Source organism: Amphritea pacifica, assembly GCF_016924145.1.
In the GTDB taxonomy this organism is placed as follows: domain Bacteria; phylum Pseudomonadota; class Gammaproteobacteria; order Pseudomonadales; family Balneatricaceae; genus Amphritea; species Amphritea pacifica.
In genome coordinates, this window is record NZ_JAFFZO010000036.1 from 1 (window position 1) to 22,045 (window position 22,045).

Here is a 22,045-nt window from a genome sequence, read left to right on the forward strand (position 1 = left end):
CGCTGATTAAACTGCTGCAGGGCGGTGATCCGCTGCCGTGGAGCCGGGCCAACGAAACGGTTCCCGTCAGTATGATCCAGGAGCCAACACCTGCAGAGATTAAACAGCGCATCGAAGACAATAAAGGGGAAACCTATTGGGATGAAAATCAATGTACCATAGGCTCGCTTAATCGCTGGGGATTAATCTACTTTTACATCACCATGTTTGCTAAGGGTGGGATTGTAATTTTAGCACCCATATTTTTAATTGTAGTATTAGCTAATATACTCTTCGACGATACCATTGTTTTTACAGAGCTCTTGGATGTTATATATATATATAGCGTTTACGTGTTTCTCCCTTCAGGCCTGATCTGGGGTTATGCGGAAGCCTCTGAGCACGGCTACCTCCCCATGCCCTGGTTTATGAAAGCGGTCAAACATTTTACGTTCAGCCGTGCCACTGGCATGGTCACCCGCTATAAAAACAATAAAGAGCTCTATAGCCATCCTTTCCCCGAGTTCGACTGTTATCTGGTCAGCAGCCCCAGCCATCAGGGCATACTCAGCTATCAGTTGCATCTGGTGCACCGCTATCACCGTTACTTCGACAGCATCCCCCTGCACGGTTTCAGCACCAGCCAGCAACCGGACGAGTTTGAGCGGGTCTGGAACCTGATCCAGCGCTATATGGACACCAGCCAGCCGATGCCCGATGTGCCAGAGCTGGAACCCGCTCGCCCTCGCGACCCCACCACCGCCGCCTACGATGCTAAAACCAATCGACAACCCGATTACTGGTTCTCAATGGATGATGACGAGTTTAAAGAGGCGATCGCTCAACTACGCGCTGAGCAACGTTTTATGCCTAGTATGGGCCCGGAGATCGATCTGTTTGATAGACATGGACTTCATACAAAATAAATCGTAGTAATCAAAAATAAAACCACTATAAAAATAAAGAAACAAAGACAACTTTATTAAAAGCATATCAAAAGGCATAAATAAAATTATGGGCTTCCAAACCGAACTCAGCTACCCAGCCAGCGAAATAAGCAGAAAAGCAAACAAAGCCATAGGGCGACTATTTATGAAAATAGGCCCTAGAATTGGAATATCGTTTATAATATGGTTTTCCTCTTCAACAATATTATTTCTTGCAGCAGCAATATCAAACTTTAATTATTCAGTGGTAGTAACAGCACTGCTAGTAAGCTTGACACCAATAGCTATTATTTGCATATTTTCTTTGCTTTATATCATGATAGCTTGGTTCATGGTTGCTGCTTTTGGGAAAAAACCGGAAGATCGTTTCTCTCATTTGCTATTCTGGACCGCAATCATTTCCAACTCACTATTCATATCAGCAATATCTGACACACACTTTGGCTTAAATGATAGTGAAGGAACAGCAAGAACAATCATCATCATATCAATAATGATTGGTTGTGGAGTTCTATTACACAGAGGAGAGGAACTTGAAAAAAGCATAAAAACAAGAGTGCTTCTATTCTGCTTTTTTGCTTTTACAATTTTAGAACTGTTATTACCTATCGTTATAAAGAAAAATACTCCGGTAATGGTCGAATATGCAAATTGCGGTATTGTAAATTCTTATTCATCTACAGGCGCAACAATCAATATACCAACATGCTTCATGAGGTTTAAAATCATTGGAGATAAAACAAAAGAATCATATTTTGTTCGCGGACTATCATACGATGAAATCTCGGAAGCCAAACCAGGTGAAGTCTTCAATTATAAAGTAGGAAAAGGACTTTTCGATCATTACAAAAGCAATTGATTATAGCTAATCAAACTTTGACTGCCATAGTAGTTAACACATGGAGGTGTAACCGATGAATCATTCTGTATTGAAAGATCTTAGTTTTTCCAAAGCCAGTGAATACAATGAAAAGATGGCCAGGTTAAACAAAAATCTGAACCGTCTTAAGTACCAGCTGTTGCTCGCTTACTGTTATTAGCGTTCACACTCTTTGCGATGATAACTTTCCCCTACCTGCCGGTATACGCATTTGTCATTATTTTCATATTCCCGATATTGTCAGTATCACGTCACATCAAACACTATGAACACGCTATTCAAGCACTAAAAGAATCCGTCGAAGATTTTGACTTCTATATGCACTGAGTTTCGCCATAAAAAAACGCGCTGATTCTTTCGAATCAGCGCGTTTTTTTTAGGTTTCAGGTAAATAATCAGATCACAAACAGGTGGTGCTTTTTCTTGCCCAGTTTCACCAGGAAGAACCGGCTATAAGTGCCGTTCGCAGCGGCAAACACTTCAGCCGCTTTCATGTTGTCATCCATACCCTTCTCAGCACCGTTGACGATGACTGCATTACGCTGCAGAGCATCTTTGATCTGTTTACCGGAAGCCGCCAGACCTGCATCACTCAGCAGAGTGGTCAGGGGCGTCTCTGCCAGATCAACGTCCGTCAGGCTTGATGAAGGCAGTCCATCCAGTTGCAGCTGTTCAAAATCCGCTTCACTCAGATCAGAGAGGTTGCCGCTGAACAGGGCGTCAGTGATGCGCATCGCAGCAACCAGCCCCTCTTCACCATGCACCAGACGCGTCACTTCCCGTGCCAGGACTGACTGCGCTTCAGGACGGCCTTCACGCTCGGCATCCGCTTTCTCCAGGGCGTCGATCTCTTCAATAGATAAAAAGGTAAAGTATCTGAGGAAGTTGTACACATCAGCGTCATTAGTCTGCAGCCAGAATTGGTAGAAGGCGTAAGGCGATGTTTTTGCAGAGGACAGCCAGATGGTACCGGACTCAGTTTTACCAAACTTTGTACCATCAGACTTAGTAATCAGCGGCAGGGTCAGACCAAAGGCTTTGTTGCCATTCATGCGTCGGGTCAGCTCGGTACCACCGGTAATATTACCCCACTGGTCAGAACCACCGATCTGCAGGGTGCAGCCGTGACTGGCGTTCAGTTGCTGATAATCGTATGACTGCAGAATCATGTAGGTAAATTCGGTAAAGGAGATCCCCTCACCTTCCCGGTCGATCCGCTGTTTGACCGACTCTTTAGCAATCATCTGGTTAACGGAGAAATGCTTGCCGACATCACGCAGGAAGGTGAGAATATCCATCCCACGGGTCCAGTCGAGGTTATTCACCACTTCCGCACTGTTTTCACCACAGTCGAAGTCGATAAACTGACTCACCTGACCTTTGAGTTTTTCAACCCAGCCCGCCACGGTGCTGTCATCGTTGAGTTTGCGTTCCTGTGCTTTAAAGCTCGGATCACCGATCAAACCAGTGGCTCCCCCCACCAGCGCCAGCGGCTTGTGGCCGGCCTGCTGAAAACGTTTCAGCGCCAGCAGTGGCACCAGCGAACCGATGTGAAGGCTGTCAGCGGTGGGGTCAAAACCACAATAGAGGGTGACAGAACCTTCAGCCAGGTGTTGTTCCAGCTCTTCTTCACTGGTCATCTGCGCGATCAGTCCGCGCGCACTGAGATCCTGTAGCAGTGTTTTGTCTGTCATTGCCTTCTATTTACCTTCTCAAAATAAGTAGTCATCATGGATTGGGGGCGTATTCTACCCTTCCACATCAGATCCGACAAACCTATGATGCTGCTATAGAGCGATAAGCGTCACTTTTTCTGGACTTCCTTCGCCTGAATAAAGCAACGGGCAAAACAGAACTTTTCTGACAAAAGAAGCTCTGATCCAGACCTACCGAGCGGGTAAACCTGCCGGTCTGATATAAAAAAGAGACAATCGTGTCTGCGGATAGCCGAATATTCGCTTAATTTGTAATGATTTTCGCCGATACAGAGTGAATATTTCGGTTATGTGACAGCATCCGGTATAATTCATCGAATTTTACAATACTGAGGTACACTGCCGTGTTTCTAGTTGAGCGGTTAAAAAAGCATCTTCCGGTCACCCACCTGATGGCGGTCATTATCTGTACGGTAATCATCGGCCTGACAGCGATGCTGATGCCCTCTGCGGAGGCGCCCGCTTCGGATGCACCAATAACCTTTACTCAACCCCATATCAACGACCCACAACCGCTCTCCTCGGCAGCGCAGCAATCTGATCCTGACAACAAGCACCCATCTGACGCAGGGAACACTCAGGTCGCCATGATGCTCCCCTCTAAGCTAACGTCCCCTGCTCAGCCAGCAACGCAGAAAGCAGATGTGTGGAAGGATGTGACCGTACGCAGTGGTGACACCCTGACCTCTGTTTTTAAACGCGCGGGGCTTACCGGTCGGGATGCTTTTCTGGTCAGCACTGCCGTGAAAGGCACTGAGGCTCTGAAACGGATCTACCCCGGTCAAACCCTGAGCTTTGTCATCGAAGATAAACAGCTGATAAAACTGAAGCATATCCGCAATCAGCTGGAAAGCTCACTGCTCACCGCCACTGATCAGGGGTTCAGTGTTAAAGAGATAACCAAGCAGCCAGACATCGAGACCCGCTTTGCCTCAGGCAGCATCGAAAACTCGCTGTTTCTGGATGCCTCTGCGGCAGGCCTGTCTGACAAGATGATTATGGAACTGGCGGCTATTTTTGGCTGGGATATCGACTTCGTGCTCGATCTGCGCCAGGGTGACCGTTTCAACCTGGTCTACGAAGAGAAATATCTCGAGGGTAAAAAGATCGGCGAAGGCAATATACTCTCAGCCCAGTTTATTAATCAGGGAGAAACCTACACCGCTATCCGTTATACCGACAGCGATGGCAATAGCAGTTACTACACCCCGGAAGGTGACAGTATGCGTAAGGCATTCCTGCGCAGCCCGGTGGACTTTGCCCGCATCAGCTCCAGTTTCAAAGCACGTCGAAAGCACCCGGTGCTTGGCCTGACACGAGCCCATAAGGGCACCGACTATGCCGCTCGCACCGGCACACCGATCAAGGCGGCGGGCGATGGTAAAATTATCTGGCGCGGCAAAAAAGGCGGCTACGGCAACTGTGTTATCGTCCAGCATGGCGGTAATATCACCACTCTCTATGGCCATATGAACAGTTTCCGCAAAGGCCAGAAAACCGGTAGCCGGGTCAGCCAGGGAGATGTGATCGGTTATGTCGGCCAGACCGGACTCGCCTCAGGTCCCCATCTGCACTACGAGTTCCGGGTTAACGGGGTACATAAAAACCCTCAGACAGTAAAACTGCCCCACGCTGCACCGATAGCTAAAGCAGAGCGGCAAAAATTCTTCGCCATGGCGAAACAAACACTGGCACAGCTGGAGTCGTTTAAAGCAACCCAACTGGCCTCAGCAGCCCACTGATCTTCGTAAGCGACAGGCAGATATATTGATGAACGGCTCCATCTGTGCACCCGTCTATATAGGCCTGATGTCGGGCACCAGTCTCGACAGTATCGATGCGGTAGCGGTTCGCTTTGAGCCGCAATTTGAGCTGCTCGCCAGCCATAGTGAACCGATCCCTCCTGCGGTCCATGCGGCCATCCTGTCCCTGTTAACCCCCGGTGATAATGAGATTGAACGGCTGGGGCGGCTTGACCTTCAACTGGCCGAACTGTTTGCCAGCGCGGTAAATAACCTGATCAGCACACACCATCTGGAGCAGAAACAGATTGCTGCGATCGGCAGCCACGGGCAGACCATTCGTCACCGACCCGAAGCAAACTTCACCCTGCAGATCGGTGATCCGAATCTGATCGCCGAACGCACCGGCATCACCACCATCGGCGACTTCCGCCGCCGTGATATGGCCGCTGGCGGTCAGGGGGCACCGCTGGTGCCCGCGTTTCACAACGCCCTGTTTCGTCACACAACAGTGAACCGGGTTCTGGTGAATATCGGCGGTATGGCCAATCTCACCATTCTCGAAGCCGCTGAAGACAAACCCATCAGGGGTTACGATACCGGTCCCGGCAATGTGCTGATGGACAGCTGGATAATGCAACACAAGCATGAAAGCTATGATCGGGATGGACGCTGGGCGGCCCGGGGGAAAATAGTCCCTCAGTTGCTGCAGCAGATGCTGGCGCTGCCTTACTTCAATGAACCGGCCCCGAAGAGCACTGGACGCGAGCAGTTTAACCTGCAGTGGCTGGAGCAGAAGGTGAATGCCCTCGCAGTAAGCCCTCCGCCAGAGGATGTTCAGGCCACGTTGCTGGAACTGACCGCTATGTCGATTGCCGGCGCCATCAAAAGCCATCAACTGAGCGATCTGCAGGTCTTTCTCTGTGGCGGAGGCAGCCATAACAGCCTGCTGAAGGCCCGCCTGACTGAGCTGCTTGAACCGCACTACCTGAGCACCACCGCAGAGCTAAACCTCGACCCGGACTGGGTTGAAGCGGCGGCATTTGCCTGGCTGGCCTACCGCACCCTCAACCATCTGAGCGGTAATATTCCGGACGTCACCGGCGCGGCAGGATACCGCCCCCTGGGGGCAATTTACCGGGGCTGACTCGTCTGAAATGTCAAACCTAACTTGCGGCCAGCAACGGGATCAGTTGCCGCTTATTTACCATCAGATCGGCCAGCGTGTACTGACGCATGGTATCAATGAACGCCCGCATCCCCTCCATCAGTGCTTTTTTTAATTCACAGCAAGGCAGCAGTTGACAGGACGTTGACAGACAATCAACACCATCCAGATGGTTTTCCAACTGTTCGATGACATCGCCAATATTGATCGATTCAGGGGACTGCGCCAGCCGGATGCCGCCATTCTTACCGCGTATCGTCTGCACATATCCCAGTTTAGCCAGTTGCCCAATCACTTTCACCATATGACTCTGGGACACCTGATAGACGGCGGACACTTCTGCCACGCTACTCAACCGCGCTTCTTCCAGAGTAGCCAGATACATCAATGTTCGCAGGCCAAAATCGGTGAAAGCGCTTAGTCTCATAGCCACTCCTCAAGTCAGAAACAATAAAAAACGGGGCATAGACAACTATACCCCGTTTAATTGCCTCGCCATAGCGGAAGCAATCATAATCGCCGTAACAACAAATTGCAGCATGCCGCGAGTGCCGCCGCTTGTGGATAAAGTTTACTCCACACGCCCAACTGATCAGTACTGAAACAGAAGAACAGCGACATCACTCCGGCAACCATTGCACTCTTAAGAATCAGTTTCATCTGTTTAAGCCAGGCTTTCCCCCGGTCCAAAGACTTCATAGTGAAGCCTTTCATCCTCGACACCTCGCGCTTTCAACTGCCGATAGATCGCTTTCATAAAGAGGACAGGCCCGCAAAAATAGTATTCGGCATCCTCCGGGCAATAATGCGCCAGCCAGTCCGCTGTAATATGACCCTGGTGATCATAATCCCCCCCTTGCCGGGCACCGCTCAGATCATCATAAAAGGTAGCTGCGGTCAGCTCAGGGTAGTCCCTTTTCAGACAATGAATATGTTCTGCAAATGCATGACTCTTTTGGTTACGGGTACCATGCAGCCAGACAATTTTTCGGCCATCCTGATTGAGCAGCAATTCATTCAGCATACTCAGCATCGGGGTGATCCCCACGCCTCCGCTAATCAGCACCACAGGACGATTATTCTGCTGCAGCAGCAGATCACCACCGGGCATATGGATCGCCAGCTGACTCCCCACCCCGATCTGTGTATGCAGATAATTAGACACCCGCCCTTCAGGAATGCCCGCAACCGGCGCAGGCTCCTGCTTAACTGAGATGCGATACCCCTCGGGGGTATGACGGTCAGACAGGCTATACTGACGTATCTCTTCATGTTCCCAGTCCGGGTTGACGACTTTCATACTGATGAACTGACCAGGAAGGTATGCAGGCAGCGGTTTACCATCGACAGGACGCAAATAGATGGAGCGGATTTCATCGCTCTCATCGACGATACGGGTAACGCTGAACGCTTTAAAACCAGACCATCCCTCTGCTTCAGCCTGCGCATAGAGCTGTTGTTCGCGGCCAATCAGAATATCTGCTAACTGTTGGTACGCTTCTGCCCATGCCTGCAGAACAGCATCGGTTGCCACGTCTTCCCCCAACACCGCTCTGATCGCCTTTAGCAGATTACGCCCGACAACCTCATACTGCGGCGGGGCTATATCCAGACTGAAATGCTTCATGGCGATTTTCTCAACCGCACCACCCAGCGCGCCAAGGTTATCGATATTCGCCGCATATCCCAGAATAGCGGCTGCCAGGGTTGACTGTTGCCGACCGCTGGCCTGACTCGCCATATTAAACAGATGCTGAAGCTCTGGATTTTCGGCAAACAGCAGTTCGTAAAAATGCTGTGTGATCGCCTCTCCCGAGGCCTGAATAGCAGGCACTGTCGCTTTCACAATAGCTATTGTTTCTGTTTGCATAACCACCCTTTAAATTGACAAAACTTTATTTGATTTATGTATTACCAGACGCTGCATCACTACTTCAGCGCACCTGACTCTGTTGCAAAACATCGTAATAACGCGCTTCTAAACAGGGAAATAACTCCCGCTCTTCAAAACGAATATGCTCTCTGAGCAGGTTAGCAAATCGCTTCAACTGGTCGGCATCCTCACTCTTGAATAACGCTCGTAGCAGCCGGTGCTCATCTCTGAAGCGCGCCAACAGCGGTTCACTGATCCCCTCAACCAGCTTCTCTTCCTCGGCAAAATGGGTCTTGAGCTCTGCTTGCACAACCTCACAAATATCCCGCCAATAGCTCTGCATTAAACGGGGGTCTTTTTGCGAGAGATCCAGCAACCGTTTGGCATAAACCAGTGCGCCATGGTGCTCACGGCTCAGAGATTTAAGAAGTGCTGATCTTTTCATTGCCTGACTCCTGAACAGATCTTTTTAATATTCATTTGAAATGAATGTTATTCAGATATAATATTCATGTCAAATGAATATTATTGGAGAATCAGACAATGGTTATCTGGTCTACAAGCGAAATCAGTGTCTTTATTGCGGTTATCGGAATGATTGTTTTTAAGCTCTGGAGCGTCTGGCACGTATCGCTGAAAGCGGGAGCTAATCGTGAAGGGCGGACTATTTTTCTCGGAATATTAGGGGGCCTGACACTGTTTGGTCTGACAGCAAAAATATATATTTCCCACGTGCTGGGTTAATCACCCAATGACCGAAAAGCAAAAAGCCAGCAGATGCTGGCTTTTTAACTGTGGTAACAGATGTGCAATCAGATGGAGAAAGAGGAGCCACAGCCACAGGTTGTGGTGGCATTTGGGTTATTAATCACAAACTGGGAGCCTTGCAGCCCCTCCTTGTAATCCACCACTGATCCCACCAGATACTGATAGCTCATCGGGTCTACCACCATGGTGACGCCATGATTTTCTATTGCGGTGTCATCGTCGGCTATCGCCTCATCAAATGTGAAGCCATAAGAGAACCCGGCACACCCACCTCCGGTAATAAATACCCGTAGTTTAAGGTTATCGTTCTGTTCCTCTTCGATCAGACTTCTTACCTTTGCCGCTGCGGAATCGGAAAAAACCATCTCCGGCTGCTGGTCAGTCATCTCTGTCATATCTGCTCCACTTAAATCGATTTTGCCTGTTCAGGCGCTATTATCTTATTAACCAAGTAAATTAGTCAAGTATAGATAATTCCTGTTTATGGCATCATCCCGGCGTGACGCAGGCCCTCTGTTTCTTCAAAGCCAAACATAATGTTGAGATTCTGAATTGCCTGCCCTGCTGCCCCTTTGACCAGGTTATCGATCACCGACAATACCACCACCGTATCATCGTTCTGAGGCCGGAAAACGCTGATACGACACATGTTGGCGCCTTTGACACTGCGGGTTTCAGGCAGACTGCCTGCAGGCATCACGTCCACAAACGGCTCATTCGCATAACGTTGTTCAAACAGCTCCTGCAAACCATCAACCGGATCTTTCAGAATGCCATAAAGGGTTGCATGAATCCCCCGGATCATCGGTGTCAGGTGGGGTACAAACGTCAGACCCACAGGACGACCCGCCGCTTCACTTAATCCCTGTTTCACCTCTGGCAGGTGGCGATGGCCGGCAACCGCATAGGCCTTCATGCTTTCACTGCTTTCACACAGCAGCGAACCGACACTGGCTCCGCGACCGGCACCACTGACACCGGATTTCACATCGGCAATCAGACGACGATGATCGATCAGACCATTTTCAACCAGCGGCAGAAAACCCAGCTGGGTCGCTGTTGGATAGCATCCCGGACAGGCGATCATCTGCGCGGTCTTAATCGCTTCACGATTCACCTCAGGCAAACCATACACCGCTTCCGCAGCCAGCTCTGCGCTGGTGTGCTCCATACCGTACCATTGAGACCAGAGTTGCAGATCTTTAATGCGGAAATCGGCCCCCAGATCGATCACCCGCACACCCCGTTCAACCAGCTCAGGGGCCATCTTCATCGCCACGCCATGCGGGGTTGCAAAGAACACTGCATCGCACTGCGCCAGGGTCGCCACATCCGGGACCGTAAACTGCAGATCGTAGTGACCACGCAGATTAGGGTACATATCGTCAATTCGCATCCCTTCCTCAGAGCGGGAGGTAATCACCTCGACCGATACCTGAGAATGGTTCGCCAACAATCTTAGCAGCTCTACGCCGGTATACCCGGTGCCGCCTACGATACCTACTTTGATCACTTTGACCTCACAAATCGTTCTACGGTTTTCTATTCTATGTGCGTATGATACAAACCCTTGAGGGGCATTACTATTGGCTATCAGTAAAATACACCACGAAAAGCCCCGGCCACGTCTTACTTTAAAGCACTTTTAAATACAGGCTGACTCGTTCCGGATGTTCAAAGACTCCCTCACATTCGCTCACTTTCGTAACCGTCTGGCCCATGCGGAGGCATTGCCCCAACTGGTGCTTCTGGGAATTGTTTCCGGACTGCTTTCAGGCCTGCTCATTCTGGCCTTCCGGCTGCTGATAGATCTCCCTCTGGAAGTCTGGCTACCGGATACTAACAGCGAAAATTTTGAAGCATTACCCACCTGGGTACGCATGATGCTGCCGCCTGGCGGCAGCATCGCAATCTTAATACTGCTGTGGAAATTACCCCCCTCCAGCCGCAAAGTCGGGGTTGTCCATGTGCTCGAACGGCTCAGTTACCATCAGGGACAACTGCCTGCGAAAAATATGCTGGTGCAGTTTTTCGGTGCCGCTATTGCACTGCTAACCGGCCACTCCGTTGGTCGGGAGGGGCCGGCCATCCATCTGGGTGCGGCCTGCGGCAGTCTTATCGGTCAGGTGCTTAAACTGCCCAACAACACGCTGCGATTATTAGTCGGCTGCGGGGTGGCCGCCGCGATATCCGCCGCTTTTAATACACCGCTGGCCGGGGTGATCTTCTCCATGGAAGTGATTCTGATGGAGTATACCGTGATCGGCTTTACCCCGGTGCTGGTTGCTTCTGTCACCGCCGCCCTGCTGATCCGGGTGACCTATGGCACGGAGCCAGCATTTACGATCCCGGCATTGCAGATTCAGTCGGTCGCCGAAATCCCTTTTGTAATTTTACTGGGCATTATCTGTGCGCTACTCGCCGGGGGATTTATCCGCATTATGGTACAAACACAGAAGTCAGTTAGCTGGCCTTTGGGGATCAAACTTCTGATTTCAGGCGCGCTAACGGGTCTGGTTGCGATCTGGTATCCACAGGTCATGGGGCTCGGATATGACACCATTTCAGAGGTATTACAGGGCCACACCAGCCTGGCACTGCTGGCAGGATTACTCATCGCTAAATGGTTACTGACGCCCATTGTTCTCGGTCTGGGCATTCCCGGCGGGCTGATCGGTCCGACACTTTATATCGGTGCCGTAGCCGGCGCGACCTTCGCCCTGCTGGTCGGTTATTATACCGGCGAGAGTTATTCCGGTGTGGGCTTCTACGCCATGCTGGGGATGGGTGCGATGATGGGAGCCGTACTGAATGCACCACTGGCGGCCCTGATCGCACTGCTGGAACTGACCGGCAACCCCAATATCATCTTCCCCGGGATGCTGGCTATTGTGGTCGCCAGCACCACCGTGCGGTTCTTTTTTAATCAGCCATCGATCTTCCTCAGTTCTCTCAAAGCACAGGGGCTGGACTACCGTCAGGAACCGCTGACTCAGGTGCTGTCCCGCCTGGGGGTTGCCAGTGTAATGAATACCAGTTTTGTCCGCTGTGACCGGATTATCGGCTGTGAATCCGCCATAAAAGCACTGGAACAACGACCGGAGTGGCTGGTACTGGAGGATAACCAGGGAATTCCCCGCTATATTCTGTTACCAGCAGATCTACAGTATTTTATCGACCGGGAGAGCGAACTGAACGGCTTTGACCCACAGCTTGAACTGGATCTTCTGGAAGTGCCCGCCATCCGCAAAGATATTGTCTCTCTGGGCATCAACGCAACCCTGAAAGAAGCCCTGGACCGGATGAACAGTGAACGGCTGGATGCCCTCTGGATACAGAACTACAGCAAAGAGATTACCGGCACCCTGACCCGGGAACAGGTGGAACAGTTCTATACCCAGAAAATCGATTAACCCACAAATATAGCAGTGATCCACCGATGACAAAACACCCGTTACAAGGCCTGTACGCCATTACCGATAGTACTCTTATGCCAGATACCGACAACCTGCTGTTCCAGGTAGAGCAGGCTCTGCGGGGCGGTGCCCGCATCATTCAGTACCGGGACAAATCAACCGATCAGACAAAACGCCTGCAACAGGCACTGGCACTGGTGGATCTGTGCAATCAGTATCATCGCCCTCTGCTGATCAACGATGATACTGAGTTAGCCAGGGCCTGCGGAGCCCATGGCGTTCATCTGGGTCAGAGTGACGGGAACATCAGCCAGGCCCGTGAATATCTGGGCAGGGAAGCCATTATCGGCAGCACCTGCCACAGCTCGCTGACACTGGCCCAGACCGCCTGTCAGCAAAGCGCTGATTATGTTGCCTTTGGCGCCTTTTTCCCCTCCAGTACCAAGCCCGATGCCACGCCTGCACCCATTACTCTGTTAGCTGAAGCTGGATCAACACTACCCGTTCCGGTGGTAGCGATTGGCGGCATTAATATGGATAATGCAGGGCAGGTAATTTCAGCCGGGGCGGATATGATCGCAGTGATCCACAGTCTGTTTGCCTGCGATGATATTTGCGCCCGGGCCGGACAGTTTGACAGTCTGTTTAACTGATCCGCTCACGACACGAATTTAAGAGAGTTCATCATGTCCCGTTCAGAATCTTTATTTCAGGCCGCACAGGCCCATATTCCTGGTGGCGTTAATTCACCGGTTCGCGCCTTTAAAGGTGTCGGTGGTACGCCGATCTTCTTCAAGCGCGGTGAAGCGGCCTATCTGTTCGATGAGGATGACAATAAATATATCGACTATGTTGGTTCATGGGGACCGATGATTCTGGGTCACGCACACCCAACGGTTATGGATGCTGTCCGCAACGTCATGGACTCGGGGCTGGGCTTCGGTGCGCCCACCGCGATTGAGATCGAAATGGCGGACAAGGTCTGCGAGATGATGCCGGGCATGGATCTGGTACGGATGGTTAACTCCGGTACCGAAGCCACCATGAGCGCTATCCGCCTGGCCCGTGGCTATACCCGGCGTGACAAAATAGTAAAGTTTGAAGGCTGCTACCACGGCCACTCTGACTCGCTGCTGGTGAAAGCAGGTTCCGGTATGCTGACCCTGGGCGAACCAAGCTCTCCGGGCGTCCCCGCCAGTCTGGCTGAACACACCATTACCCTCACCTACAACGACCTCGACAATGTCCGTGAAGCGTTTGCAGAAGCGGGCAACGAAATCGCCTGTATTATTGTTGAGCCGGTTGCCGGCAACATGAACTGCATTCCTCCTGTTCCGGGCTTCCTGGAGGGCCTGCGTGAGATCTGTGACCAGTACGGCACCGTGCTGATTCTGGACGAAGTGATGACCGGCTTCCGGGTTTCTCTGACGGGCGCCCAGGGTTATTACGGTGTCATTCCCGATCTGACCACCATGGGCAAGGTTATCGGCGGTGGCCTGCCGGTCGGTGCCTTCGGAGGCAAACGAGAGATTATGGAACACATCTCACCTCTGGGACCGGTTTATCAGGCTGGCACACTGTCCGGCAACCCACTGGCGATGGCGGCCGGTCTGGCGATGCTGACCGCCCTTCAAGAGGAGGGTTTCCACGAGAAACTCAGTGCTAAAACGGAACTGCTGACGCAGGGCTTCGAAGCGATGGCACTGCGTCACGGCGTGCCATTCACCACCACCCAGGTTGGTGGTATGTTCGGTCTGTTTTTCACCGATCAGGAGCAGGTCACCTGCTTCGCTGAAGTGATGAAGTGCGATGCCGATAAGTTTGGCCGTTTCTTCCATGGCATGCTGGACGAGGGAATCTATCTGGCACCGTCTGCGTTTGAAGCAGGCTTCATGTCTCAGGCGCACACCGAAGCGGATATCAACGCCACCATCGAAGCGGCTGGCCGGGTATTTGCCAGACTGGCTGCGGAGTAAGCTGTATTGCACACCCTGACACTGGTTGCGCTAATCATCAGTTCAATGGCCTCGGCACTGCTCCTTAAACGCGCCGCGCAGTCCCTTGTTGATGATCAGCCTGAAGCCACACTCCAAGCCGCATCACTGAGTCTGGCGTTTATCGGCGTTGCCGCCCTTGCTGACCTGCTGACAACGCTGTCGCTTGCCAGCAGTAGCATAGATCTGCAAACCTTCCAGCGTCTGCTAAGCAATCTGGCCTACTATGCCGCCATCCCACTGCTGGCCAGCGCTATGCTGGTCAGCGCCCGCAACAGTCACTGGAGTCGCCCCGCCTGGGGACGCTGGCTGATCGGCCTGTTCGCCCTGTTTGAGCTGTTACGGCGGATGGAGCATGGCGAGATCTATACACAGATGGTTGCGGTTGCCGTCAGCGCAGCCATGCTCGCCTCAGCCTTCATGACCGGTGAGAAACAACTGCGCAGTATTACCCTGCTGGCGGCAATCAATATGGCGGTCGCCCTGATGCTGACCGGCCCCGGTAATCTGGTCTCCAGCCCACTGGTTGATAGCAACTATCTGTACCCTCTGCTGCTGGCAGCAGCTCTGCCCCTTTGCGCGATGTCAATTAAACAGATGGTTCGGTTTAATCAGCAACAAGCCTGACAGACCTGACAAAAGCTAACGTCAGAAAAGCCGGTCAGGCTCCACCTTCCCGGGATGAGCTCTCCCTCACGACCAGTCACTGGAAACTCACGCTGATCTGATACACTCTCCGTCAGATTGGAAGTGAGACTTTACCTGTGTTCCAGAAGGCATAATTGAAAAGGAATCCCCCATGATTAGCCCCAGCTATTGTCAAACCATGGCCCGCTACAACGCAAGAATGAATGATCAGCTCTACAACGCCTGCGCCGCCATTCCGGATCAACAACGCCGGGCGGATATGAAGCTGTTCTTCAAATCGATCCATGGCACTCTGGATCATCTTATGTATGGTGATATTGCCTGGTTATCCCGCTTTATGGATCAGGATGATAAGGTGCCTGAGTTTGGGGGTATTCTTTACCCGGATTTCTCCGAACTCGCTGACACAAGAAAAGTGTGGGACCAGAACATCATCGATTGGGCGGATCGTCTGGAGCAAAGCTGGCTGGAAAGCGATTTTTCCTATGTCAGTAAAGTCGATGGAAAATCGCGGACTAAACCTGCATGGTTGCTGGCAACCCATATGTTTAACCACAGCACTCATCACCGGGGACAGCTCACCGCGGCCCTGAGTCAGTTGAATATCGATTTTGGTGTCACCGATCTGCCTTTTGTGCTTTAAAGCAAACGTGCAAAAATGATCAGTCCGGGAACATCTGCATGATCAACAGCCTGATCTGGGTCTGCTAAGCCGCAGCCAAATGTCCTGATATACTGTAACGCGTAAATTAATCGCGGCGTTATTATTTCCATCATCCCGTAGCAGGACACCGGTTATGAAGAGTTTCCTCCGAGAGAATCCCACTATCGCTTTTGGCCTGGGTTTGCCTCTGTTGCTGGTTGTACTGTTTTTATTGATATCCGGGATACCCGCACTTCTGGTTGCCCCGCCGCAATACGATCTGCTGTTCGCCACCGAATACTATAACTATCAGAATGGCGTGCAGATTTCGGTGATCAACCGTTCGGTTCAGGTCATCGATCTGGGCAAAATGCCAAACAACCAGAAGCCCCGTATCTGGCGCTACAAGGCTAAAACCGGAGGAGTTCAGGAGATCGCCTATGTGCTGCCTCCAGGGCAGGTTTTTCCGGGTCAAAGCAAACCGGCCTCAACGGACGGAGGGCCGGACACCAGAGTGATCGATCTGCCCGATCTTCAGGGCGTGGCCGTAGACTCCTCCAGCATTGCTCCGGATGGCTACGAATTCAGCGTCGCTAATAACAGATCCCGCAATGTTTTCGGTGATCTGTTTTATGCCTCAGGTTATCGCCATCAGGCGGTGCTGAGCAAAGGAGGACGAAGCATCCCTCTGCCCAATATGACTGGCCAGTACTACCGGGGTAACGCCCACTTCATCGGCTGGATCGTCTCGCCATGACCACATTACTGATCTTTATCGTCATCATCGTGCTTATTGGTGGTGGCATCTGGGGGTGGCCACTGCTGGCGGGCGTTCTGGGAATATCCAGCGTCACGGACAAGGCCGGAGCCTTAAACCATATTGTCCAGTTGATGAACCGTTACGACATTACCCCCGACGATGTTGAAAGCACTTTTCACAGACAGCTCTGTGCCACCGGCGCAACCGACAATCGTAGCAAGGGGGAAATTGCCAGAACCCTGTTTGCCTATCTCGGCGGGATTTTTATTCTCGCCGGTGTCAGCACCTATATCAGTATGTTTTGGGACAGTATGGGCAGTACAATGCGCATTCTCTCAACCCTGGGTATCGGCTATATCCTGTTTATCGTGCTTGTCAGCGCACTGCATGAAAACCGGTTTCCCAAACTCATTCTGCCCCTGACCGTCGCTTCGGTAACGATGATGACCGGTGGCTGGTTTGTGCTGATGAACGAATTCTATCCCAAAGGAGACAACTGGCGGACTGCCGTACTGTGCGTGTTTGCCGTGATGGCCCTGCATCAGGGAGCGTTGTTTTTTAAATATCGACGTACGGCTTTGCTGTTTACCAGCCTGTTTTTCAGCTATGGATTTTTACAGGTGGGACTCGACATCCTCGGTGTCCCCATCGCGTATAGTGCCATTGCACTGGGTGCCTCAGTATTTCTGGTGGGAGATGCTCTGGAAAAAACACCGTATAAACTACTTTCAGAACCCGCCCTGTTGATAGGTGTTTGCTGGCTGAACAGCGGCTTATTTGACCGTATGAATCTGTTCACCTCCAGCAACTGGGCAACGCTGATCACCGGTCTGTGCATCATCTTTACCGCTTACGGTATGCATAAAGCGAGACGTTATCCCCGTCTGGTTGCTCTCGGTTATTTTTTCGGTTCGATCATGGTCTACTGCGGTCTGTTCGACCTGGTACAGAACACCAGAGTGGAACTGCTCTATCTGGCCGTAGCCGCCTCGGGTCTCTATGCCTGCGTGGTACTGCAAAGCCGGGCACTACTATTAACAACCGTTCTGGCAATGTTCGGCTTCATGGTCTATTTCTCTGAGAAGTATTTTGCCAACTCGCTGGGCTGGCCTGTCACACTGGTGCTCCTCGGGATTGCCTTCCTCGGCGTTGGCGCCATCGCCATCAAAGTAAAGCAACGCATCTGAATCAGATGGCCGGCTAAAGCTGCATGCTGGTAACCGCCCCTCCGTGGATCACAGATAAACTCAGAAACTTATATACAAGCCCGCACTAACGCTATACAGTGATCGGCAGCTAGAAAGAAGTCTCATATTTACATCCTACATTGCGTTGTTTTATTCGTAACACCACGTCCTGCAGTTTCTAAGTCTCAGTCTACATTTTGATGCGATTCAAGCCTTTTGAAGGCACTACTCTATTTAAATTTCAGGATATTATTATGTCTAATTCAACAACCGGCACGGTTAAATGGTTCAACGAAACTAAAGGTTTTGGTTTTATCGAGCAGCTCTCCGGTCCCGATGTTTTTGCTCACTTCAGCGCAATCATCAGCGATGGTTTCAAAACCCTGGCTGAAGGCCAGCAGGTACAGTTTACTGTCACCTGTGGTCCTAAAGGCCCTCAGGCTGAAAACATTGTTGCTATCTGATCGATAGCCAGATGTAAAAAAGGGCAAACCTTTCGGGGTCTGCCCTTTTTTTATCTCAGTAATACCGCGGACTCAGCTGCCGGAAATCGTCAGTGACCAAACGCCCGAAGCCCCTGCAGATCATGCACCTGTACCTCAGCCCCGTTCACCTCAATCAACCCCTGGGTCTTCATCTCTTTGATCAGTCGGGAGAAGGTTTCCGGTTGCATGCCTAACTGCGATGCGATCAGCTGTTTCGCCATCGGCAGTTGGAAGACACACTGTTTTGCCGCCGGATCCGGCGCCAGACCGAACAGATAATTGCCCAGCCGGTGACGGGTGTTTTGCAGGGTCAGGGTTTCAATCTCTTTGATCCGCCGGTGCAGTTTAACCGCCATGGTGCCCATCAGCTTCATCGCACTCTGGGGGGCGGCCAGCAGCATCTCTTTATAAAGCTTATTGGGGATCACCATCACCTCGGCACTGCCCATCGCTGACGCATTGACCGGGTAACGTATCTGATCCATAAACATCAGAGCCTCAGCAAAGGCCTCGCCAGCATGGATCACTTCAATCACCTTGGTCTGGCCATCCGGGGATACCCGAAACAGTTTCACCGCACCGCTGAGCGCCAGATAGAAGCTATGGGCTTCGCCCCCCTGACTGAACAGGGTTTCATCATTTTTCAGTTTTGTCGTACGACAGTGCTGCACCAGTGTTTCACGGGCCTGTTGCGATAACGATGAAAACAGGAAGTGTTCACCGATGACTGCCTGCAATCTGGATTCTGACATGGTAGAGCTACTCATTTTTGAACAACGAATAGCACTATCATAACCGGAGTTTTGCCAACAACCAGAGTCAATATTCAACTTTCTATCCGGCACACAACTTTCCTGTCAGGGTCATATAAAGTTGCGGTAAACGTTTCGGTAACTGTTCGGCCTGACGAATAACCGTATAACCCTGCCCCCCAAACAGGTAGGGAAGATACTGGCTGGCATCGTCATCGATGGTAATACAGAACGGAATCAGCCCCTGGCAGCGGGCCTGCTGAATCGCTTTACGGGTATCCTCGACACCATGCCGGCCTTCGTAGCGATCCAGATCGTTAGGCTTACCATCGGTCAGAATCAGTAACAGCTTTTTCTCTGCCGCCTGATGACTAAGCAACTCAGTTGCATGGCGAATAGCAGCCCCCATCCGGGTGTAGAAACCCGGACTCATATCGGCAATCCGTCCTCTGATACCCGCACCATAGGTTTCATTGAACGCTTTGATACAGTTAAAACGGACATGCTGGCGGCGGCGGGATGAAAAGCCATGAATAGCAAACTGATCGCCACTGGCGTGCAGGCTTTCAGCAAACAGATGGACAGCGTCGCGAATTACATCAATAATCTGCTGCTCATCATTGACCCAGGCATCGGTCGACAGCGACAGGTCAGCTAACAGCAGGCTGGCAATATCCCTGACCAGCGGGCGCTTCTGACAATACAGGCGCGGATCAGCGGCGCATGCCGATGGATTATTGGCGATTGAGCCACGGTAGTCCAGATAAGCATCCAGATTCAGCTTGTCCCCTTCATATTGCCCCCGCAGCCACTGCGGGCTAAGCGACAGGCTTTCAAACTGGCGCCGCAGCCGGCGCGCCGGTTTGAGCAAATGCTGCGGCAGTTCAGTAGCAACTGCATGACGGCTGCGCATCGGTATGATGCGGCAATAGTCGTTAAGCAACCGGTTTCTCTTATAATCCCATTCCGGGTAGAGAATACCTTCGCTAAGCGGAATATCATCCTCCTGCGCGGAGGGCAGGTCCAGATCAAATTTGATCCGGCTGGCCACTGTCGTATTGTCCTGTGCGACCGACATTTTATCGATATCGTTTGCGATATTTTCGGCCTGAGCCGGGTTATCTTCATCATCGCTGCTGCGATCCATTTTAATAAACTCGGCAAAGGAAAACAGGTCCGCCTCATGGCGCACCCCCAGCGTAGCCCCTTGCTCATCCGGCTTATCCACCCGTTCAGCCTGTCGCCGCCGCTGTTCGGCCTGCCGGGTTTCCCCTTGCGAAGCCTGGCGATCACTGATCTCATCAGCAGCCTGGCCGCCACTGCGAGGTGCATCCGGATGCAACCAGAGCGTCACGGGGGCTGGTGCATATTTACCTTCGGGCAACTCAGCAACAGAACCCGGCGAGATCAGCGCCTGCTGAATCGCCCGCTCCTGCGCGGCCGCCTCATGTTTCAAATCTGCAGGCGCTGGTCGTAACGCGATATAGGCCTGCACCAGTCGCTGATAGCGTTGCAGTAGCCCAGGATACTGCTGCAGGGTCTGGCAGGTGCGCAGCTGGCTTTCAACAATCCAGCTTAAATCCGCAGGGCTTGCTGACGCTAAAGGTGTACCCGCCAACGCTGCCAGCCAGAAATAGAGATCCCGGTTCAGAGACTTTTCAGCAAACAGGTCCAGGCTGGCGGGCAGATAAAGGCAATTTTCATCCTGCCAGGCCAGTTCAACCTTACGTCCGGTACCGGCCACCCGATGTAACCAGCTGCGGCGAGCCCGATGAGGGGTTGCGGTGGTCGCGCTGATACGTAACGCGCTATTGCCACCCATAGCCCGGTAAAAAACACCCAGCGGGCCGCTGACCTGATCCAGGGCCACCGCCGCCTGTGGATGTCCCTGGTGGGCCATCCGGGTGATAAACCGATCCCATATCTGACCGACCCGCTCTTCCATCGCTGTACCTCCTGCGAAACCAGATGACTAGGATTTAATCAGCACGACCAAACGCCGCCTGCACCAATTCCATCAACCCGGCAATAGTATCCGGATCATCACTCAAGGGTTCAATCATACCCGCCCGGCAGGCCTGCACCGGCTCAAATCCGGTACTGATCAGTGTTGCGGTGTACACTAGCAAACGGGTACTGGCGCCCTCTTCCAGGTCCTGATCCTTCAGTTGCCGCAAACCATTGCCCAGAATCACCAACTGTTCAGCCATCGCTTTATCCACCGCGGTTTCATTGAGCAGCACTTCGACCTCTGCCGCGGCTGGCAGGTAATCAAAGCTCATCGAGACAAAACGCTGCCGGGTACTGGGCTTCATCCCCTTCAGCAGGTTCTGGTAACCGGGGTTGTAGGAGACTACCAGCATGAAATTATCCGGGGCCTGGAGAGTTTCGCCGGTGCGGTCGATGGGCAGGATACGCCGGTCATCGGTCAGCGGGTGAATCACTACGGTGGTGTCTTTGCGGGCCTCCACCACCTCATCCAGATAACAGATACCGCCGGTGCGCACCGCCCGGGTCAGCGGGCCATCGCTCCAGACAGTTTCACCATCACCGATCAGGTGACGTCCCACCAGATCCGGGGCACTCAGATCATCGTGGCAGGCCACGGTATACAGAGGCAAGCCCAGCTTTTCAGCCATATAGCTGATGAAACGGGTTTTGCCGCAACCGGTCGGTCCCTTGATGAGTACCGGCAGTTTGTGTTTATAGGCATGCATGAAGAGCTCAATCTCATGCCCCTGCGGCTCATAAAACGGCAGAGACTCTGCCTGATTAAGTTGAGAAACCGTGCTCATAACGCACCTCCGAAAATGTTCACTTTTACAGGCTCAGAAGACATAGGTCAGGCTGATACAGATGGCCAGCACCGGTACATAGGCCAGCATCAGCCCACGCCACAACAGCGGAGCCTGTTTCAGACCCATAAAATACTCCACCAGCACAGCGGCTTTTATCACGCTACCCAACAGTGCGATAATCACCAGCCCAAAGGTTACCTGGTAAGGTTCTGTCAGCTGCGCCATAGCCACGGTCAACAGTAACAGCAGCAACCACAGTCCGGTCAGTTTGTATCTATCTGTCATCCACC

The 22,045-nt window shown here is 52.0% G+C and carries 24 protein-coding genes; 13 read left to right on the forward strand and 11 right to left on the reverse strand.

Annotated elements, in window-relative coordinates; genetic code table 11:
* Both JW499_RS17915 and JW499_RS17920 read left to right on the forward strand, forming a co-directional pair.
* On the forward strand, positions 1 to 905 hold a 905-nt coding region (locus tag JW499_RS17915), incomplete at its 5' end, for a hypothetical protein (RefSeq protein ID WP_205211871.1).
* A gap of 88 nt (positions 906 to 993) precedes the next feature.
* Entirely contained in the window at positions 994 to 1,785 is a 792-nt protein-coding gene (locus JW499_RS17920; protein ID WP_205211872.1) for a hypothetical protein, read from the forward strand.
* A gap of 416 nt (positions 1,786 to 2,201) precedes the next feature.
* Here JW499_RS17920 and tyrS read toward each other — a convergent pair whose 3' ends face one another.
* Positions 2,202 to 3,500, reverse strand: a complete 1,299-nt coding sequence (tyrS, locus tag JW499_RS17925; protein WP_205211873.1) for a tyrosine--tRNA ligase — start codon at positions 3,498 to 3,500, stop codon at positions 2,202 to 2,204.
* Between the two features lie 365 nt (positions 3,501 to 3,865).
* On the opposite strand from tyrS, the gene JW499_RS17930 reads away from it, so the two are divergent.
* Positions 3,866 to 5,263, forward strand: a complete 1,398-nt coding sequence (locus tag JW499_RS17930; protein ID WP_205211874.1) for an OapA family protein — start codon at positions 3,866 to 3,868, stop codon at positions 5,261 to 5,263.
* A 28-nt stretch (positions 5,264 to 5,291) separates the two neighbouring features.
* Positions 5,292 to 6,410: an anhydro-N-acetylmuramic acid kinase gene (locus tag JW499_RS17935; protein ID WP_232846502.1), complete on the forward strand. Its 1,119-nt coding sequence runs from the start codon at positions 5,292 to 5,294 to the stop codon at positions 6,408 to 6,410.
* Between the two features lie 19 nt (positions 6,411 to 6,429).
* Here the strand turns inward: JW499_RS17935 and JW499_RS17940 are convergent, their stop codons facing one another.
* The 4 genes from JW499_RS17940 to JW499_RS17955 all read right to left on the reverse strand — a co-directional run bounded on the left by JW499_RS17940 (position 6,430) and on the right by JW499_RS17955 (position 8,749).
* Positions 6,430 to 6,858 carry an Rrf2 family transcriptional regulator gene (locus JW499_RS17940; protein WP_205211875.1) on the reverse strand — a complete coding sequence of 143 codons (429 nt, stop codon included), beginning with the start codon at positions 6,856 to 6,858 and terminating at the stop codon, positions 6,430 to 6,432.
* Positions 6,859 to 6,941: 83 nt separating this feature from the next.
* Positions 6,942 to 7,091, reverse strand: coding sequence for a hypothetical protein (locus tag JW499_RS17945; RefSeq protein ID WP_175483605.1), 150 nt, complete (start codon positions 7,089 to 7,091; stop codon positions 6,942 to 6,944).
* Between the two features lie 4 nt (positions 7,092 to 7,095).
* A complete protein-coding gene (gene hmpA, locus JW499_RS17950; RefSeq protein WP_205211876.1) occupies positions 7,096 to 8,301 on the reverse strand; it encodes an NO-inducible flavohemoprotein in 1,206 nt (401 codons plus the stop codon).
* A 64-nt stretch (positions 8,302 to 8,365) separates the two neighbouring features.
* Positions 8,366 to 8,749, reverse strand: coding sequence for a hemerythrin domain-containing protein (locus tag JW499_RS17955; protein WP_205211877.1), 384 nt, complete (start codon positions 8,747 to 8,749; stop codon positions 8,366 to 8,368).
* 98 nt (positions 8,750 to 8,847) lie between these two features.
* Between JW499_RS17955 and JW499_RS17960 the strand changes: the two genes are divergently transcribed.
* Positions 8,848 to 9,048, forward strand: coding sequence for a hypothetical protein (locus JW499_RS17960; protein ID WP_205211878.1), 201 nt, complete (start codon positions 8,848 to 8,850; stop codon positions 9,046 to 9,048).
* A gap of 68 nt (positions 9,049 to 9,116) precedes the next feature.
* Here JW499_RS17960 and erpA read toward each other — a convergent pair whose 3' ends face one another.
* Together erpA and argC are read right to left on the reverse strand one after the other, a co-directional pair.
* Positions 9,117 to 9,467: an iron-sulfur cluster insertion protein ErpA gene (gene erpA / locus JW499_RS17965; RefSeq protein WP_091361657.1), complete on the reverse strand. Its 351-nt coding sequence runs from the start codon at positions 9,465 to 9,467 to the stop codon at positions 9,117 to 9,119.
* A gap of 86 nt (positions 9,468 to 9,553) precedes the next feature.
* The gene (argC, locus tag JW499_RS17970) at positions 9,554 to 10,585 is read right to left on the reverse strand and encodes an N-acetyl-gamma-glutamyl-phosphate reductase (RefSeq protein WP_205211879.1); all 1,032 of its coding nucleotides are present in this window, start codon (positions 10,583 to 10,585) and stop codon (positions 9,554 to 9,556) included.
* 157 nt (positions 10,586 to 10,742) lie between these two features.
* On the opposite strand from argC, the gene JW499_RS17975 reads away from it, so the two are divergent.
* The 8 genes from JW499_RS17975 to JW499_RS18010 all read left to right on the forward strand — a co-directional run bounded on the left by JW499_RS17975 (position 10,743) and on the right by JW499_RS18010 (position 18,184).
* Positions 10,743 to 12,485 (forward strand): chloride channel protein, encoded by a 1,743-nt coding sequence (locus tag JW499_RS17975; RefSeq protein ID WP_205211880.1) that lies wholly within the window; start codon positions 10,743 to 10,745, stop codon positions 12,483 to 12,485.
* Positions 12,486 to 12,511: 26 nt separating this feature from the next.
* The gene (gene thiE / locus JW499_RS17980) at positions 12,512 to 13,141 is read left to right on the forward strand and encodes a thiamine phosphate synthase (RefSeq protein ID WP_205211881.1); all 630 of its coding nucleotides are present in this window, start codon (positions 12,512 to 12,514) and stop codon (positions 13,139 to 13,141) included.
* A gap of 33 nt (positions 13,142 to 13,174) precedes the next feature.
* Positions 13,175 to 14,464 carry a glutamate-1-semialdehyde 2,1-aminomutase gene (gene hemL / locus JW499_RS17985; protein WP_205211882.1) on the forward strand — a complete coding sequence of 430 codons (1,290 nt, stop codon included), beginning with the start codon at positions 13,175 to 13,177 and terminating at the stop codon, positions 14,462 to 14,464.
* Between the two features lie 6 nt (positions 14,465 to 14,470).
* A complete protein-coding gene (locus tag JW499_RS17990) occupies positions 14,471 to 15,109 on the forward strand; it encodes a hypothetical protein (protein ID WP_205211883.1) in 639 nt (212 codons plus the stop codon).
* A gap of 172 nt (positions 15,110 to 15,281) precedes the next feature.
* On the forward strand, positions 15,282 to 15,773 hold the full coding sequence (locus JW499_RS17995; RefSeq protein WP_205211884.1) for a DinB family protein: 492 nt from the start codon (positions 15,282 to 15,284) through the stop codon (positions 15,771 to 15,773).
* A gap of 154 nt (positions 15,774 to 15,927) precedes the next feature.
* A complete protein-coding gene (locus tag JW499_RS18000) occupies positions 15,928 to 16,530 on the forward strand; it encodes a hypothetical protein (protein WP_205211885.1) in 603 nt (200 codons plus the stop codon).
* On the forward strand, positions 16,527 to 17,720 hold the full coding sequence (locus JW499_RS18005; RefSeq protein WP_205211886.1) for a DUF2157 domain-containing protein: 1,194 nt from the start codon (positions 16,527 to 16,529) through the stop codon (positions 17,718 to 17,720). The genes JW499_RS18000 and JW499_RS18005 overlap by 4 nt, the downstream gene beginning before the upstream one ends.
* A gap of 254 nt (positions 17,721 to 17,974) precedes the next feature.
* Positions 17,975 to 18,184: a cold-shock protein gene (locus tag JW499_RS18010; RefSeq protein ID WP_205211887.1), complete on the forward strand. Its 210-nt coding sequence runs from the start codon at positions 17,975 to 17,977 to the stop codon at positions 18,182 to 18,184.
* Positions 18,185 to 18,273: 89 nt separating this feature from the next.
* Here JW499_RS18010 and JW499_RS18015 read toward each other — a convergent pair whose 3' ends face one another.
* The 4 genes from JW499_RS18015 to JW499_RS18030 form a co-directional block, all read right to left on the reverse strand.
* Complete coding sequence (locus JW499_RS18015; RefSeq protein WP_205211888.1) at positions 18,274 to 18,957, reverse strand: Crp/Fnr family transcriptional regulator; 684 nt, start codon at positions 18,955 to 18,957, stop codon at positions 18,274 to 18,276.
* Between the two features lie 82 nt (positions 18,958 to 19,039).
* Complete coding sequence (locus JW499_RS18020; RefSeq protein WP_205211889.1) at positions 19,040 to 20,902, reverse strand: nitric oxide reductase activation protein NorD; 1,863 nt, start codon at positions 20,900 to 20,902, stop codon at positions 19,040 to 19,042.
* 34 nt (positions 20,903 to 20,936) lie between these two features.
* Positions 20,937 to 21,752: a CbbQ/NirQ/NorQ/GpvN family protein gene (locus JW499_RS18025; RefSeq protein ID WP_205211890.1), complete on the reverse strand. Its 816-nt coding sequence runs from the start codon at positions 21,750 to 21,752 to the stop codon at positions 20,937 to 20,939.
* A gap of 33 nt (positions 21,753 to 21,785) precedes the next feature.
* Positions 21,786 to 22,040 carry a cytochrome C oxidase subunit IV family protein gene (locus JW499_RS18030; RefSeq protein WP_205211891.1) on the reverse strand — a complete coding sequence of 85 codons (255 nt, stop codon included), beginning with the start codon at positions 22,038 to 22,040 and terminating at the stop codon, positions 21,786 to 21,788.
* Between the last annotated feature and the right edge of the window lie 5 nt (positions 22,041 to 22,045).